The 16,866-nt window shown below is 64.8% G+C and carries 12 protein-coding genes; 8 read left to right on the top strand and 4 right to left on the bottom strand.

Features of this window, described 5'->3' with window-relative positions; all coding sequences use genetic code 11:
- Positions 1-299: 299 nt before the first annotated feature.
- Both CKO23_RS02475 and CKO23_RS02470 read right to left on the bottom strand, forming a co-directional pair.
- Positions 300-2,105, bottom strand: a complete 1,806-nt coding sequence (locus CKO23_RS02475; RefSeq protein ID WP_200328169.1) for a sodium:solute symporter family protein — start codon at positions 2,103-2,105, stop codon at positions 300-302.
- A gap of 13 nt (positions 2,106-2,118) precedes the next feature.
- Positions 2,119-2,376 carry a DUF4212 domain-containing protein gene (locus tag CKO23_RS02470; protein WP_200328168.1) on the bottom strand — a complete coding sequence of 86 codons (258 nt, stop codon included), beginning with the start codon at positions 2,374-2,376 and terminating at the stop codon, positions 2,119-2,121.
- Positions 2,377-2,784: 408 nt separating this feature from the next.
- On the opposite strand from CKO23_RS02470, the gene thrC reads away from it, so the two are divergent.
- The 4 genes from thrC (at position 2,785) to CKO23_RS02450 (ending at position 9,027) form a co-directional block, all read left to right on the top strand.
- Positions 2,785-4,182 (top strand): threonine synthase, encoded by a 1,398-nt coding sequence (thrC, locus tag CKO23_RS02465; protein ID WP_200328167.1) that lies wholly within the window; start codon positions 2,785-2,787, stop codon positions 4,180-4,182.
- Entirely contained in the window at positions 4,179-5,750 is a 1,572-nt protein-coding gene (locus CKO23_RS02460; RefSeq protein ID WP_200328166.1) for an alpha-isopropylmalate synthase regulatory domain-containing protein, read from the top strand. The genes thrC and CKO23_RS02460 overlap by 4 nt, the downstream gene beginning before the upstream one ends.
- Positions 5,751-5,878: 128 nt before the next feature.
- Complete coding sequence (locus CKO23_RS02455; RefSeq protein WP_200328165.1) at positions 5,879-7,078, top strand: FIST signal transduction protein; 1,200 nt, start codon at positions 5,879-5,881, stop codon at positions 7,076-7,078.
- Positions 7,079-7,161: 83 nt separating this feature from the next.
- A complete protein-coding gene (locus CKO23_RS02450; RefSeq protein WP_200328164.1) occupies positions 7,162-9,027 on the top strand; it encodes an ATP-binding protein in 1,866 nt (621 codons plus the stop codon).
- 86 nt (positions 9,028-9,113) lie between these two features.
- On the opposite strand, the gene CKO23_RS02445 is transcribed toward CKO23_RS02450, so the two are convergent.
- The gene (locus CKO23_RS02445; protein WP_200328163.1) at positions 9,114-11,822 is read right to left on the bottom strand and encodes a DUF2339 domain-containing protein; all 2,709 of its coding nucleotides are present in this window, start codon (positions 11,820-11,822) and stop codon (positions 9,114-9,116) included.
- Between the two features lie 143 nt (positions 11,823-11,965).
- Here CKO23_RS02445 and CKO23_RS02440 point away from each other — a divergent pair, with 143 nt between their 5' ends.
- From CKO23_RS02440 to hemH, 4 genes are all read left to right on the top strand, one after another.
- The gene (locus CKO23_RS02440) at positions 11,966-12,349 is read left to right on the top strand and encodes a DUF6394 family protein (protein WP_200328291.1); all 384 of its coding nucleotides are present in this window, start codon (positions 11,966-11,968) and stop codon (positions 12,347-12,349) included.
- A 24-nt stretch (positions 12,350-12,373) separates the two neighbouring features.
- Positions 12,374-14,080, top strand: coding sequence for a potassium channel family protein (locus tag CKO23_RS02435; protein ID WP_200328162.1), 1,707 nt, complete (start codon positions 12,374-12,376; stop codon positions 14,078-14,080).
- A gap of 159 nt (positions 14,081-14,239) precedes the next feature.
- Positions 14,240-14,809, top strand: a complete 570-nt coding sequence (locus tag CKO23_RS02430; RefSeq protein ID WP_200328161.1) for a hemerythrin domain-containing protein — start codon at positions 14,240-14,242, stop codon at positions 14,807-14,809.
- Positions 14,810-14,822: 13 nt separating this feature from the next.
- Positions 14,823-15,923 carry a ferrochelatase gene (gene hemH / locus CKO23_RS02425; protein WP_200328160.1) on the top strand — a complete coding sequence of 367 codons (1,101 nt, stop codon included), beginning with the start codon at positions 14,823-14,825 and terminating at the stop codon, positions 15,921-15,923.
- A 30-nt stretch (positions 15,924-15,953) separates the two neighbouring features.
- Here hemH and CKO23_RS02420 read toward each other — a convergent pair whose 3' ends face one another.
- Positions 15,954-16,775, bottom strand: a complete 822-nt coding sequence (locus CKO23_RS02420) for an IS5 family transposase (protein WP_242482168.1) — start codon at positions 16,773-16,775, stop codon at positions 15,954-15,956.
- Between the last annotated feature and the right edge of the window lie 91 nt (positions 16,776-16,866).

Below are 16,866 nucleotides of genomic sequence, written 5' to 3'. Positions count from 1 at the left end.
GTGGTTCACCCCTGCGTGGTATTGGGAACGGTTTCGCCGAGTTCTTCTTGTTCTATGGCGCTGGGTGGGTCGTTGGACGCAAGCGGCAGTGCGCTCACCCTAAGGGACCCAGGCTGACGGCGCGACCTGTCATTGAAGCACGAAAGTCGCGTTCTGTTTCGGTGCTGAGCAGATTCATTGCATTGAAAATATCAATCCCATGGTCGGCATAGCCGTTCGCTCGCGCGGTTTCGGCTGGCGCACCAAAAAAGCCCCGCCGAGGCGGGGCTCAATCAGCATCCCTGCTGAAATGGTTCGGCCTAGTGACCGACTGCTGCTCCAGCGCCACCCGGGACGCGGACGTCCTCGACCAGATGCTGGATGTGCTCCGGCGGCGGTGCGGTGACTTTCGACACCAGGATCGCGACGATGAAGTTCACCAGTGCGCCCACGGCTCCGAAGGCATTCGGCGAGATGCCGAAGAACCAGTCCGGACCCATGCCCATCTCAGGCATGAGGAACTCGGTGCCTGGGACGAAGAAGATGCCCTTGTGCTGGAAGACATAGAGCAGCGTCACGGTGATGCCGGAAATCATGCCGGCGATGGCCCCGGCCCGATTCATCTTCTTGGCGAAGATGCCCAGCATGAGTGCCGGGAAGATCGACGATGCCGCAAGACCGAAGGCAATGGCGACCGTTCCCGCCGCGAAGCCTGGCGGATTCAGGCCCAGGTAACCCGCGACCAGGATGGCGACGATCATGGAGAGGCGTCCCGCGTTGAGCTCGGCCTTCTCCGAGATACCCTTCGCGAACACGCCCTTGAGCAGGTCATGCGAGATGGCCGAGGAAATGGCCAGCAAAAGACCTGCCGCCGTGGAGAGCGCCGCGGCCAAGCCGCCGGCAACCACGAGGGCGATGACCCAGGCGGGCAGTCCCGCGATTTCTGGGTTGGCGAGCACCATGATGTCGTTGTCGACCTTGACCATCTCGTTGCCTTTCCAGCCGAAGGATTCAGCCTTGTCGGCGAACGCGGGGTTCTTGTCGTCGTAGTACTGGATGCGGCCGTCGCCGTTCTTGTCCTCGTACTGCAGGAGACCGGTCTCTTCCCACTTCTTGAACCAGCTGGGGCGCTCGTCGTAGACCAGGTTGCCATCCTCGGCACCGACGGGACCAATTTGGATGGTGTCCATCAGGTTGAGGCGGGCCATGGCGCCAACGGCCGGGGCCGTGGTGTAGAGCAGGGCGATGAAGACCAGCGCCCAGCCGGCCGAGTAGCGCGCGTCACGCACCTTGGGCACGGTGAAGAAGCGGATGATGACGTGGGGCAGACCCGCGGTGCCGATCATGAGCGACAAGGTGTAGACGAACATGTTCAAGGAGCTGCCCATCACCTGCGTGGTGTACTCCTTGAAGCCAAGCTCGGTGACGACCAGGTCGAGTTTGTCGAGCAGCGTCATGCCGCTGGCGACGCCGTTCTGTACATACTCGCCGCCCAGTCCGATCTGAGGGACCGGATTGCCGGTGAGATTTAGCGAGATGAAGACCGCCGGGACGGTGTAGGCGAAGATCAGGACGACGTATTGAGCGATCTGGGTATAGGTGATGCCCTTCATGCCGCCGAGCACGGCGTAAACCGCGACGATGCCCATGCCGATGTAGAGGCCGACGTCGTAAGGAACTTCGAGGAAGCGTGAAAAGGCCACCCCGATACCCTTCATCTGGCCGATGACGTAGGTGATGGAGGCCAGGATCAGACAGACGACGGCCACGATGCGGGCCGACTGCGAGTAGTAGCGGTCGCCGATGAACTCGGGCACCGTGAACTTGCCGAACTTGCGCAGGTAGGGCGCAAGCAGCAGTGCAAGCAGCACGTAGCCGCCGGTCCAGCCCATCAGGAAGACGGATGCACCGTAGCCGTTGAAAGCGATGAGGCCGGCCATGGAGATGAAGGAGGCCGCGGACATCCAGTCGGCCGCGGTCGCCATGCCGTTGGCGACGGGGTGGATGCCGCCGCCGGCGACGTAGAACTCGCCGGTCGTTCCGGCGCGGGCCCATATGGCGATGCCGATGTACAGCGCGAAGGTCGCGCCGACAACGCCGTAGGTCCACATATCAAGTGCAGTCATTTAATTGCGCTCCTCAGTCTTCGTCGACGTCGTATTTCTTGTCGAGCTTGTTCATGGTTGCGGCATAAACGAAGATCAGGACAAGGAAAACGTAGATGGAGCCCTGCTGGGCGAACCAGAATCCGAGCGGATAACCGCCCAGCTTGATGGCGTTCAGCGGCTCGACGAGCAGGATGCCGAATCCATAGGAGACGATGAACCAGATGATCAGCAGGATGGTTAGAAGGCTAAGATTCGCCTTCCAATATCCCGCACGGTTTTCAGGTGTCATTTAGGATGTCACTCCGTTCGAAGTTTGCGTTGGTTGCAGAGTTGCTTCGGGGTGACGGGGCGCGATGACCGGCAACCCGCGGGCGCGGACTGGTCGATCGAAATGCTGGCAGAGGCCCCCTCATGTCTTCGTTATGATTCATCCGCCTTGATCTGCCGAATCAGCGGATTGTCGGCATTGTCTTGTCGCGCTTGCCGCCCTGTCAACGCTCCCGGCCTCGCCGGTCGGCGGAAAAAACGCGAGAAATGACATCCATCGGCGGCCAAAAAGTCTGAAAATGATCCTGGTCGCGTCTGATTCATCGGTTGCCAATCCCCCTGGGGTTTCTTAGTCTGAGCGAGCGTCGAGCGCCTGCGAGAGCGGTCGCTGCCCCCCCTTGAATCGAGCTAGATGAATAGTGTGAATACAATGCATTACGTTAGTACCCGTGGTGGTATCGAGCCCGTCGGCTTCGCGCAGGCGGTCATGATGGGTTTGGCGACCGACGGCGGTCTGCTCGTGCCGACGCAGATCCCCCAGATCGATCTTGCCACCCTCGCCCAGTGGTCGAGGCTCGGTTTCCAGGACCTTGCGCTGGAAGTGTTGACACTTTTCGTCGGCGACGAGATTCCGCGCGACCATCTCCGCGACCTGATCGAGCGTTCCTATGCCACCTTCGCCCATCCCGAGGTGACGCCGGTCATCGATCAGGACGGGCTCAGGATCCTCGAACTCTTCCACGGGCCAACCGCGGCCTTCAAGGATGTCGCCCTGCAGCTCCTGGGTAATCTCTTCGAGTACCTCCTTGAGCGCGACGGCGGCCAGCTCAACATCGTCGGCGCCACATCCGGCGACACTGGCTCGGCCGCCATCTATGGCGTGCGGGGCAAGGACCGGATCCAGATCTTCATCCTGCACCCCAAGGGCCGCGTCTCGCCGATCCAGGAGCGGCAGATGACCACGGTGCTGGACGAGAATGTCCACAATATCGCCGTGCGCGGCACCTTCGACGACGCCCAAGGGATCGTGAAGGCGCTCTTCAACGACCTGCCCTTCAAGTCCGCCCACCGGCTCGGTGCGGTCAACTCCATCAACTGGGCACGCATCCTCGCTCAGACCGTCTACTACTTTTATGCCTGGGGACGGGTCACAGCTGGGGATGTGTCGCGGCGGCTGAGCTTTTCGGTGCCGACCGGCAACTTCGGCGACGTCTTCGCGGGCTATCTGGCCAAGCGCATGGGGCTTCCCATCGACCGCCTGGTGATCGCGACGAACAGGAACGACATCCTGACGCGGTTCGTTCAGACCGGCGTCTACGCCGTCGGCGACGCGGTCTACCAGACCTTGAGCCCGGCCATGGACATCCAGATCGCCTCGAACTTCGAGCGCTACCTCTACTATCTCCACGACGGCGACAGCGCGACGGTACGTGCCCTGCTCGAACAGATGCAGCGCACGGGCCGCCTGGACGTCGATGCCGCGCATCATGCCCGGGCGCTCGCGGACTTCGACGCCGTCGCCGTGACGGACGAGCAGACGCTCGCACAGATCCGCGCGACCTTCGAGACGAGCGGCTACATCCTCTGTCCCCACACCGCCGTCGGGGTCCATGCGGCCCGTGGTCGGTCCGATATCGTCTGTCTCGCCACCGCGCACCCGGCTAAGTTCGTCGAGGCCGTGCAAGAGGCGATCGGGCGCGAGGCGCCCCAGCCGCCATCACTGCGGGGGCTGATGGAGAAGGAGTCGCGCTGCAGCGAGCTGGACGCCACGGTCGCCGCCGTGAAAGGCCACCTTGAGGCGAGCCTGTCGGCGGGGTCGAGCGCATGAGTGAGCCCGGCCGCTACGTTCGCATCATGGACACCACGCTGCGCGACGGTGAGCAGACTCAGGGGGTCTCTTTCTCGCCTGCCGAAAAGGTCAATCTGGCCAAGGCGCTGCTGGAGCAAGTCCGGGTCGATCGGATCGAGGTCGCCTCGGCCCGCGTCTCTTCCGGCGAGGCCAATGCGGTCGCCCAGATCGTCGCCTGGGCGGAGGAGCGCGATCTCGCCGACCGGGTCGAGATCCTCGGCTTCGTGGACGGTGGGCAAAGCGTCGATTGGATCGTCGATGCGGGCGGTCGCGTCATCAACCTGCTCGCCAAGGGCAGCGAGAAGCACTGTCGCGGCCAGCTCGGCAAGACCCTGGATCAGCATGTCGCCGATGTCCGCGAGACCATTGCCCGCGCGAACGAGCGCGGGTTGGCCGTCAATCTCTATCTCGAGGACTGGTCGAACGGCTACCGCGACAATCCCGGCTATGTCTTCGGCCTGATCGAGCGCCTGGCGGACAATGGTATCGGGCACTTCATGCTGCCGGATACGCTCGGCGTCATGACGCCGGAGCGGGTCTTCGCCGCGATCTCGGACATGGTGCAGCGCTTTCCCGCGCTGCAGTTCGATTTCCACCCGCACAACGACTACGGCCTGGCGACCGCCAATGTGCTCGCCGCCGCGCAGGCCGGGGCCGCCGCCGTGCATTGCACGGTCAACTGTCTGGGCGAGCGCGCCGGCAACGCCTCGCTCGCCGAAGTGGCCGTGAATCTGCGCGATCAGTTGGGTTTCGAGATCGGCATCGACGAGAGCCATCTCGCCCGTGTCAGCGAGCTGGTCGAGTATTTCTCCGGCAAGCGCATCGCCGACAATGCCCCCATCGTCGGGGCCGACGTCTTCACCCAGACGGCGGGTATCCACGCCGACGGCGACAAGAAGGGTAGCCTCTACCACAGCCGGCTGTCCCCGGAGCGCTTCGCCCGTCGGCGCAAGTACGCGCTCGGCAAGCTCGCCGGCAAGGCCTCGCTCGCCAAGAACCTGGAGCGTCTGGACATCGACCTCTCCGAGGACAACCAGCGCAAGGTTCTCAAGCGCATCGTCGAGCTGGGCGACTCCAAGAAGACCATTACCACGGACGATCTGCCTTTCATCATCGCCGAGGTGCTGGAGAGCAAGGACTACGACCACGCCGAGCTGCTGGCCTGCAGCATCTCCTCGAGTCTGGGTCTGGACTCGACCGCGAGCATCAAGATTCGTCTCGACGACCAGGAGCACACCGCCGCGGGCAACGGCAACGGCGGCTACGACGCCTTCACCAGCGCCCTGTCCAAGGTCCTGAAGAAGCAGGGTCTCGCCCTGCCGCAGCTCACGGACTTCGAAGTGCGCATCCCCAAGGGCGGACGGACGGACGCGCTGACCGAGTGCAGCATCACCTGGCAGACGGACGATGGTGAGCTGCGCACGCGCGGCGTCCATGCCAATCAGGTGTTTGCGGCCATCGGCGCGACGCTGCGGGTGGTCAACATCCTCATGCATCGGGCGCTCAGCGAGCGCAGGTCCGCCGAGGCCGCGTCCACCGCGGCATGAGCCATGGCCCGAGACATGGCCCGGATCGCCGCCAGTTGTGAACCAGCGAACAGCGCGCCGTGTAGGGATTCGCTAGCCTAGTCGCTCAAGCACCGAATGGCTGCATCGGGCGACTGGGGAGGTGGACGATGTTGGATTTCTACTCAGCGAGCACGCGCATGGTCAATTCCAGGCGGGCCATCACCGAATGCCTGGAGGCTGCCTTTGGAGACGGACAAGGCACCGACTGCGATCTCCTGATCATCTACTCCTCCATGGGGCACGATTTCCGTGCGCTCCTGGAGCAGGCCAGGGAGCTGGCGCCAAGCGCGCGCATCCTCGGCGCCTCCTGCTGCGGCATCGTCGGCCGGGAAGGTGTGAGCGAGTCGATGAAGGATGTCGCGATCATGGCTGTGCGCGGCCAGGCCGGCGAGATCGCCGTCGCGCACGTCGACGCCATCGGCGGCGAGAGTTCCTACGAGCAGGCGCAGACGCTGGGCCGGATGCTCAAGGCCCAGAATCCCGCGATCGACATGGTCTATTTCCTGGCGTCCGGGATCGACATCGCCAACGACCGCTGCATCGCCGGAATCGAGTCCGAGCTGGGGCCCGAGATCACCTTGTTCGGCGCCACCTCCGCGGACAACATGAAAGGCGTGGTCAGCTTTCAATTCGTGGACGGCGAGGTCTATGAGCACGCGGCCATTGCCGTCGGTTTTGCCGACCCGACGCTGGAGGCGGTTACGCGGGCCACTCATGGATTCCTCGCCGTGGGCGAGCCGATGGTGGTGACCCGCTCCGAGGGCAGCCGGATCATCGCGCTGAACGGACGCCCGGCCTGGGAGGAGTATACGGACCGGCTGGGCTTGGAGGCGTCCGCTTCCTGCGGCGACACCATCCCCATGGGCGCGCTCGCCGAGGAGCTGCCGGATCACCTGAAAGCGGAATACGGCAACGACCACATCCTGCGCGTCGTGACCAAACGCACGCCGGAAGGCGTCATGCACTACACCGCCGACTGTCCCGAAGGCACCCGACTCTGGCTGACGGTCAGAGACGAGGATCTGATCTTTTCCGAGCTGAACAGGATGATGGAATGGATCTCAGGGCAGGGCGCAGGGCGGCGCGTGGCGGCGGTCTTTCACGCCGACTGTCTGGCGCGCGGGCGTTATCTCTTCGCCAAGGTGATGAAGGATGAGCTGGTGCATTGCCTGCAGCATCCGCTCTCCAGTGGCGGCGAGGTGCCGCCATGGCTCGGCATCTATGGGTTCGGCGAGTTCGCCAAGCTCGGCGGCGCCAACACCTATCACAACTACAGCTCGTCCGTGTGCGCCCTCTACCGGCGTTGACCGGCGTGCTTCACGCGGCGCATCGATCGATCCTCGCGGCGGGGGGCGGGCCATGCATCTGATCGGGAGGCAAGCGGGGACCAATGGCGAACGATGAGGCTTATCGTGAGCTGAAGGCGAAGTACGACGCCTTGCAGTCGCGTATCACCCGTGTCGCCGCTGTCGAGCAGAAGCTCATCGACACCGGCTATCGGTTGGATCGCGAGCTGTCCCGGTTCGAGGCGATCTATGGCTATAGCAAACGGCTGATCGGCAGCGATGGGGTCGAGGAATTCGCCGAGACGACGGCCGAGGCCGTGGTGGATGTCTTCGAGGTCGAGATCGGCCTCCTCTGGCTGCTCGACGACCGGCAGCGTCTGCCGCCGCGTCCCATGGCGGTTGCCGGGCCCGATGCGGTCGACATCGATTGGACGGCCCTGGCCGCCTGGCTCAGGGCGCGTGGGCTGGGTGCGGCGGGCAAGCCCGGGGTCGATATCGTCAACTGGGACGGCGACGAAACGACGCATGGGCTCGCGGGGATCTCCCGCTTGGCGGCCTGTCCCCTGACCGACTCCGGTGGTTGGTCCAAGGGCCTCATGCTCGGCATGGTGACCGAGCGGCGGCGTGCCTTCTATGACATCGACCTGGCGGCATGCGCGGGATCGTTCAACGTCTTTGCCCGGCTGGTGGGCACCCTGCTGCAGAATCGCGCGGACCAGGAGATCATTCAGGATCAAGTCGATGCGCTCACGGCGTCCGAGACGAAGCTGGTCCACGCCCTCGATGCCGCGCAAGCGGCCAGCCAAGCCAAGAGCCGGTTTCTCGCCAACATGAGCCACGAGATCCGGACCCCCATGAACGGCGTCTTGGGAATGACCGAGCTGCTGCTGCACAGCGGCCGTCTGGGCGAGCGCGAGCAGCGCTTTGCGAAGATGGCCAATCAATCGGCGCAATCGCTGCTCGGCGTCATCGATGACGTTCTCGATTTCTCCAAGATCGAGGCCGGACGGATGCAACTGTCCGAGGAGGACTTCGACCTGCGGCGTCTGCTCGACGACTGTCTGGGTCTGGTTGCCGGCGAGGCCGATCGCAAGGACCTGGCGCTGATCGCGGATTTTCCCGCGAGCCTGCCGCGCCGCGTGCGCGGCGACTCCCAGCGGTTGCGCCAGGTGCTGATCAATCTGCTCGGCAACGCGGTGAAATTCACCGAGCGCGGCGAGGTTCGGCTGAGGGCGCGGGTCCTTGCTCGGGGAGGAGAGAGGCTGGGTCTGCGATTGGAGGTCGAGGATACCGGTCCGGGTATCGCCCCCGATCAACAGCAGCTCGTCTTCAATGCTTTCGAACAAGCCGATGGGAGCAGCACGCGCCGACACGGCGGCACGGGGCTTGGGCTGGCCATCACCCGGCAACTGGTCACGCTGATGGGCGGGGAGGTCGACCTGATCAGCACACCGGGCGAGGGTGCCTGCTTTCGGATTCGACTAGAACTTGGCGAAGCGGCGGATCCACCGCAAACCGCGGAAGCATCCACGCGGCCGAGCGCGCCCGGCGCGGAGCTGTCGGCACCCGACCCAGACGGGGCCGCGCCGGGATCCGGCCTTAGGATCCTGCTGGTCGAGGACAACCCGGTCAATCAGGAGCTGGCGCGGTACATGCTGTCCTTTCTCCAGTACCGGGCGGATGTCGCGGCCGATGGCCGTGAGGCGCTGGACCTGCTCCGCGCGACCCGCTACGACCTGGTGTTGATGGATTGTCACATGCCAGGCATGGATGGCTTCATTGCCGCGAGCGAGGCCCGCCGGTTGGAGCGCGAGCTGGGTCGCGCCCCCGTTCCCATCATTGCGCTGACCGCCGATGTCCAACGCGGAATCGAGGCTCGATGCCAGGCGGCCGGCATGGACGGGTATCTCAGCAAGCCGTTCGACCTGGCGCAATTGCGCTCCGTCCTCGAGCGCTGGCTGGCGACCTGAGTCTGGGGCTCGATCGGGCGATCGACGCTCGGCGATCCCCCGAGACTGATTGCTGATCGAGTCGCAACCTTGCGTGAGATGCCGCATTAGGCGCGATCAGTCGCCTGCCCCTTGATCGCGTCAGCGCGTGGCGGCGGCGACCACCAGCCGATCCCGACCAGTAGGCCGCCGACCGCCAGGAAGGAGATCACACGCTCCAGGGTCCCGCTCGCGGCCAGGTCGACCGCGAACAGCTTCACCACCACGGCCGCCAGCACCGTGGCGCCGGCGATCCAGACCGTCCGCGACCCGCGCGCCCGCGCGAGCAGCAGCAGACCGACTCCGACCAGTCCCCAAAGCACCGCGACCGAGGTCTGCACGAGGTCCGACCGGAAAAGGGCGCTCCATTCATAGGGGATCGAGACGAGCTGGTGGAGGGCGCGAAGCAGCGCCAGGTTGGCCCACAGGAAGGCCAGTGTGCCGAAAAGCGTCCGGGCGAAGCGCGCTTCCGCCGGTGTCGGATGGATCAGCTGCCGGCGCCCGAGGTCTTGCCACCAGTGCCAGAGCGTCAGCAGGATCAGGGCGAGCATCCCATCAAGGGGGTTGAGCAGCGGGAGCCAGGGCAGGGGGGCCGAGCCGCCGGGCGATTCCATCGACCAGAGCGTCCACAGCAGCAGGCCGAAGACCAGGACGCCGCCCACGCCGACCTGGTAGGCAAAGGCCCAGCTCGTCACGGGCCAGACGCGGAGCCGGGTCAGGGTCCAAAGACCCAGGACGGGGACCAGCGCGACGGCGGCACGGTGCCATCCCTCGGCCAGCGCAGGCTGCTTCATGACCGTCCAGACCAGCTCCCATTCAAGGACGGCCGTCAGCAGCAGCGCCAGCGCGGCATGTGTCCAGCCGAGATAGGGCCGGATCTCCCGCCGCTCCATCCTCAGGAGGACGAGATATCCGGCCGCCAGCCAGACCGGCCATGCCGCGATTCCGCCCGCCATCGCGGGATGGGCAACACGGCCCAGGCTCGCGGCCAGGGCCGCCAGCCCCAATAGCGGCAGGGCGGCTTGCGCGGGGTACAGGCGCGGCCAGGGCGCCAGGCTCGCGGTCACCTCGGCGACGGCGAGGGTCAGGAGCCCGTACCAGAGCGCGTTCGCCGCAAGCGCCGCGCCGGCATCCAGCCGCACCAGCTCGGCCGCTCCCGCGCCGAGCCACCAGGCCAAGCCCCAGATCAGCAGCCAGGCGGCGCTGCCGCGCTCCCAGCTGCGGCGTCCGCTGTCGGCGCAGTCCAGCCAGTAGGCGCTGAAGGCGGCGGCGATGGCGAGCATGGCCGCGCCGAGATAGACGCTGTTCATGAAGGGGCGGGGCAGGGCATAGGGCATCCCCGCGATCAGGGCGACCGCCGCCCCAGCCTGCAGGATGAGGCCGAAGGCTCGGGTCCATGGGCGGCCCTGCCGGCTGCCGATCCAGATCAGGCCGGCGCCCTCCAGCGCCCAGACCCCCGCCGTGGTGTCCGCCGCGAGCGCAAAGGGAATGGCGACCGAGAGAAAGATGATCCCGAGCGCGACGAAGGCCTGAGCAAGCAGCTTGAGTCCTTCCGCCGCGTTGCGCCTGAGCAGTCCGCCGAGCGCGAGATAGAAGCCGCCGGCCAGGGCCGCGGACCAGGCAATGCCATGCGGCAGGTGTCGCACCAGCTCGACCTGACAGGCGAAGGCGACAATGGGCGTGCCGAAGATGAGCGTGGTATCGACATATCCACGCCAGCGTGGCGGCTGACGGAGCGCATAGAGCACCGCAATGGCGACGTAAAAGAGGAAGAAGAGCACCAGGAAAGGCTCCGTGCTCGCAAAGCGTTCCGGCACGTAGCGCAGCACGCCCCAAATCACGGCGATGCCGAAGGTGAAGACGAAGCCGAGCAGGTTCAGCGCCCGCCAGCTGCGCAGCCAGGCCACGGCGAGAATGGTCGCATTCAGGATGGCGTAGTAGCTGAAGAGGGCGACATGATCCTCGTTGGCCGAGGAGGCGACGATGGGCGCCAGGAAACCGCCCGCGAAGCCGAACCAAGCCAGCGAGGAGGCGTTCTGGACGACCGCGAGCGCCGCGGCCGAGAGGCCGATGAGGGCCATGAGGACGAAGGCGGCTGTCGCCGGCAGCACGTCGGCGAGCTGAAAGGCGCCGTAGACGTCCAGGTAGAGGATGCCGATGGCCGCGCCCTGAAGCAGCAGGCCGTAGTCGCGCCGCTTCGCGCGCAGCCGCCAGCCCAGCGCGAGCAGACCCAGGCTCGCCACGGCGACCGCGGCCAGCCGCAGCTCCAGCGAGAAGCGCAGCCATTGCTGATCGACGGCGTAATTGATGAGGAAGCCGACGCCGAAGAAGACCAGTAGGATACCGACGCGGACGAAGAGATTGCCGGTGATGAGCCAGTCGCGCAGGCTTTGGAGCCAAGCAGCGCCGGGCAGGGTGTCGCCGGCCGACGCGCCGACCCGGGTCGGCGGCCCGGCGTCCGGGGTGCCGTGCCGCCCCTCGGGCCTGGTCGGGGCCGTTCGATCCTGCATCCAATCCAGGTCCAGTGAGAAGGGCTCCGGCCTTTTGGCGACGGCCTCGGCAGGCTGGCGGACATCGGCCGAAGCCGGCACCCGCGACGCGGGCGCGGCATCCGCCGGGGCGGCTCGCGGAAGGAGCTCCCGCCGCAGGCGTCGCAGGCCCAGCTCGAGGGCGATGACGCGTCCGGCAAGGAATCCCAGCACGGCGAACAGCGCCGGCTCTCCGTCCCAGAGACCGAAGCCCAGTCCCGCAAGGGTTGTGATGAGGGTGATCAGCAAGGGGCTATCCGGCTTACGCCCGGTCTGGTGCTAGCATAGGGGTCCGGTCGCGACGGCTGGTTCCAGTGGACCCGATCCCGGATTGCCCGCGCCCCAATGAAACGACCATGATCCCCGCAACCGCCGCGCAGGAGCTGCCCGCCATGAATCCCGAGAAAGTCGTCTTCGGCTTCTTCATCGTCCTCGCCCTGACCCTGAATTTTGGCTTCTTCGTCGGTGAGTTGGACAATCCCAATCATCACCATGCCTGGGAGCTCTTCGCCGTCGTCGTGGTGAACATGATCGCCACCGTGCTCAAGTTCGGCGATCGGACCCAGATGGGCGCGGTGCTGCTCTCGACCAGCCTGGTTGCGATGCTCCAATTGATCGCGGCAACCCTGTTGTGGACCTTCGCCCTCTATGCCACCGACGCGGGGCTGACCGAGTCCGTGATGGCGAGCATCGTCTCGCTCTCTGGTGGGGCCATGATCGCCAACGTGGTGTCCGTGACCCTCCTGGTGATCGAGACCGTCATGCTGCGCCGCTAGCCGCCGCTTCGGGCGGATTTTCCCATGGATACCATCTTCTTCCTCATCCTGCGGCGCATGCGCACGCCGCTGCTCACCCTGATCGTCGCCTACGCCGTGGCCATGGCGGGGATGGCGATCATCCCGGCTCAGGACGCGGACGGCAACGTGACGCGTATGAGCCTCTTCCATGCCTTCTACTTCGTCAGCTACATGTCGACGACCATCGGCTTCGGCGAGCTGCCGAACGCCTTCACGGATGCGCAGCGCATCTGGGTCTCCTTCGCGGTCTTCGTCACCGTCGCCGTCTGGATCTACGCCATCGGCAACCTCATCACCCTGCTTCAGGATAGCACCCTGCAGCGGGCCATCGCCGAGCGGCGCTTCCGCCTGCGCGTGCGGCGTCTGACACAGCCCTTCTATCTCATCTGCGGCTACGGCCAGACCGGCACGGCACTGGTCAAGGGACTGACGGATCGGAAGCTGCATGCGGTCGTCATCGACATCGATCCGGAGCGCGTCAATCTCCTGCAGCTCGACAGCCAGCGCGAGTTCGTCCCCGCCCTCTGCGCCGACGCCCGCAGCCCGGATGCGCTTGAAGCGGCGGGGCTCAAGCACCCCCTGTGCCGCGGCGTCGTGGCCCTGACCAATGTCAACGAGGCCAACCTTAAGATCGCCATCGCGGCCAAGCTGCTGAACCCGAAGAGCAAGGTCATCTGCCGTGCCGACTCGCACGAGGTCGAGGCGAACATGGCCTCTTTCGGGACCGATCATATCTACGATCCCTTCGATGCCTTCGCGCTCTATATCGCCATCGCTATTCAGGCGCCCTGTCAGACGCTGCTGGTCGACTGGCTGTCTGGATTCACCGGCGAGACCATCAGCGAGCCGCACTATCCGCCGCATAAGGGGCGCTGGGTCATCTGCGGCTACGGGCGGTTCGGCAAGGCGATGTACAAGCACCTCAAGGAGCAGGGGCTGGAGCTGGCCGTGATCGAGGCGGAACCGCACAAGACGGGCATCCCGCCGGAGGGCGTGGTTCACGGGAGAGGCACCGAGGCGGTCACGCTGGAGGAGGCCGAGATCGGGCGCGCCGTCGGTCTGGTGGCCGGCACGGACCATGACGCCGACAACCTCTCCATCGTCATGACCGCGCTCCAACTCAACTCGGATCTCTTCGTCATCGCGCGCGAGAATCACATCCAGAACCAGGAGCTGTTCGACCGCGTCGGGGCGCAGGCGATCATGAATCCCAGCACCATCATCGCGCACCGCATCCGCGTCCGGCTCGTCACGCCACTGCTGGCGGACTTCTCCAACCTGGCGCGCTTTCAGGACGAGGACTGGGCGCGCATGCTGCTCGCCCGCATCATCGCCCTGGTGGACGACAGTGTCCCCTATGTGTGGGAGGTCACCATCGACGCCGAGCGGGCCTTTGCGGTGAAGGATGCCGCGGGCCGTGGTCTCACCGTCACGCTCGATACCCTGCTGCGCGACCCGCGCGATCGCGACAGGCGACTCAACGCGCTCCCCCTGCTCCTGGTGCGCAGCGACGAGCGGATTCTCCTGCCGGATGGGAAGGAGCGGCTCCATATCGGCGAACGTCTGCTCTTCTGCGGACGCGAAGAGGCGCGCCGGCGGATGGACTGGGTACTGCAGAACATCCACGCGCTCAACTATGTCGCGATCGGCGAGAGTCACCGAGAGGGACCGGTCTGGCGCTGGATCGCGGCTTGGCAACGTCGGCGATGATGGCATACTGCTCGGCGGAGACCGGGTTCTGGTCCTGTCTCTCAATCATCGCTCGATTTCCAACGCCATGGTGGGCTTGCCGGGATCTCTGACGCCCGCGGACGCTGTGTCGTCTGCGCGAGGATTCCGTTCCTGTCCGCTGATCCGAGGAGGAAGCATATGCATCCAGTCATGGCGAGGCTCGCGCAGGACCATGCGCGGCTGACACAGGTTCTCAATCTGCTCGACGGGCTGCTCGATCGCTTTCATGAGGGCACCGAGCCCGACTATGAGCTGATCAACGAGCTGCTCGAATACATGGACAACTATGCCGACGTCGTGCATCACCCGACCGAGGAACTTATCTTCCAGCGCGTGCTGGAGTTGGGCACCGATCGCCCCGATATCTTCGAGGTACTGACGCGCCAGCATGCCGGCTTGAGCCAGGTGACGAAGCGCTTCCGTACCTCCATCGAGGGCATCCTCAATGAGGAGGTGCTGCTGCGCGAAGACGTCGAGGCCAACGGCCGGGAGCTGGTCGCGACCAATCGCGGGCACATGATCCTCGAGGATTCGGAGGCCTTTCCCATCGCCCTGCAGGCGCTGTCGGAGGACGACTGGGACGCGATCCAGGCCGCCGCCCCGGTGGTCGAGGATCCCGTCTTCGGCAATCCGGACCCGCAGCGCTTCAAGGCCCTCTTCAAACAGTTGTATGCGGAGACGCAAGACTCCCCGGCGCCGCACACCTGACCGAGACCCCTGGATGACGTTTGTAAATACGCTCGACTACCGCCACGACGCCCCTGAGTGCCTTGGGGTCCTACTCGTCAATCTCGGCACACCGGATACGCCGAGCGTCTCCGACGTGAGACGCTATCTGGCCGAATTCCTGTCTGATCGCCGTGTCGTCGAGATGGCTCGGCTGCCCTGGATGCTCCTGCTGCATGGCATCATCCTGCGCACGCGCCCGGCCCGCTCGGCGGCCGCGTATCAGTCGGTTTGGACGGAGGCGGGCTCTCCGCTGCTGGATATTTCGCGACGGCAGGCGGCCGAGCTGCAGAGCTTGCTCGACGCGCGCCTGGGCGGCCCCGTCAAGGTGGCCCTGGCGATGCGCTACGGCAACCCCTCGGTCCCCGCCGGGCTCGCCGAACTCAAGGCCGCCAACGCGCGCCGCGTGCTCGTCTTTCCGCTCTATCCCCAGTATTCCGCGTCAACGACGGCGTCCGTCTTCGATGCCGTGACGCGTGAGCTCACACGCTGGCGCTGGCTGCCGGAGCTGCGTTTCATCAACGGCTATCACGACGAGCCGGCTTACATCGAGGCACTCGTCGCCAGCATTCGCGCCCATTGGGCCACGCATGGCCAGGCGGAGCGTCTGCTCTTCTCCTTCCATGGCATCCCCAAGGACTATTTCGATAAGGGCGATCCCTACCACTGCCTCTGTCAGAAGACCGCGCGGCTGGTCGTCGAGCGTCTGGATCTGCCCCCGGATCGCTGGGCCTTGACCTTCCAGTCCAGGCTCGGCAAGAGCGAGTGGCTCAAGCCCTATACGGATGTGACGCTGCAGGCGCTCGGTGCAGAGGGTGTCAAGTCGGTGCAGGTGATCTCGCCGGGCTTCTCGGCGGATTGTCTGGAGACGCTCGAAGAGATCTCGATCGAAAACCGCCACCTCTTCCTGGGGGCTGGCGGCGAGTCCTACACCTATATTCCCTGCCTGAACGACAACCCCGACCACCTGGAGCTGTTTGCCGATCTCACCCTCAGGCACTGTGCGGGCTGGCCCGAAATCGCGGGGGTCGCGGCGGATGACGCCGAGCTGGCCGCGCGCGCCGAGCGGGCGCGGGTCATGGGCGCGGCGGCTTAGAAGATATCCGGAACATAGTTTGCTTAAACTTTAGGTTTCTTGGAGTTTTCGGAATAAGATTTGTGCGCAAGCCAGGTGAATCAGTGCCAAGTAATTGGGCATCTGGCAAACATAACGGGTACGAATCGCCCGAAACCCTTTCAGCCAGGCGATCGTCCGTTCGACGACCCAACGCCGGGCCGTAGGCGTCTTCGCACCGTCAGCCAGTTTCTCCTCGCCAATGCGCCGGATGTGTGGAAGATAGCCATGGTCCTTCACTTCTATCTCCACACGGGCGTAATCGTATCCCTTGTCCAAGCACAGATGCTGGGGGTCGTCGGGCGTCGGGGCTGGTCGAGGGAAAATCGTGGTGGCCAGCGTCGAGGACACCAAACGACTATCGTGGACATTGGCACCGACCACCTCCACTCCTAGCGGCACGCCCTGCTGATCGACCTGCAAGTGCAATTTGCTGCCGCTGCGTCCCCGGTCGGTCGGATTGCGCCCCAGCCCTTCTTCCGCGAGACACACGGATTGCCCGTGCACGGGAGCTTGCACCAAGGCACCGTCCATGGACTGCCATGTCCATTGAAGCCCGATCTGCTCCTGATACGCGTTGGCCATCACGCGAAAGAGTTCGCTCAAAACACCCGCGTGAACCCATTTCTGGAAGTGCTCATGCACCGTACTCTTGGCGCCATAGCACACGGGAAGACAGTCCCACTGACAGCCGGTCTTGAGCAGGTAGCGGATGCCGTTCAAGATGACGCGGAAATCAAGTGGTGTACGGCCACCCGAGTGTTTCCGCTTGAACGGCTCCAGCAAGGGTTCTGCCTGACGCCAAAAATCATCGGACATCTCTTGAAAGGCCATGGCATCATCGATACGCGTGATTGTCGTACCTAAGAGGCTATCTTATTTAGAATTTTAATGATTTAAGCATTTTCTGTTCCGGATATCCTCT

This window comes from Thiocystis violacea, assembly GCF_016583565.1.
Lineage (GTDB): Bacteria > Pseudomonadota > Gammaproteobacteria > Chromatiales > Chromatiaceae > Thiorhodococcus > Thiorhodococcus violaceus_A.
Note: the sequence above shows the minus strand (reverse complement) of the source record. Positions and strands in the feature narration are given on the sequence as shown.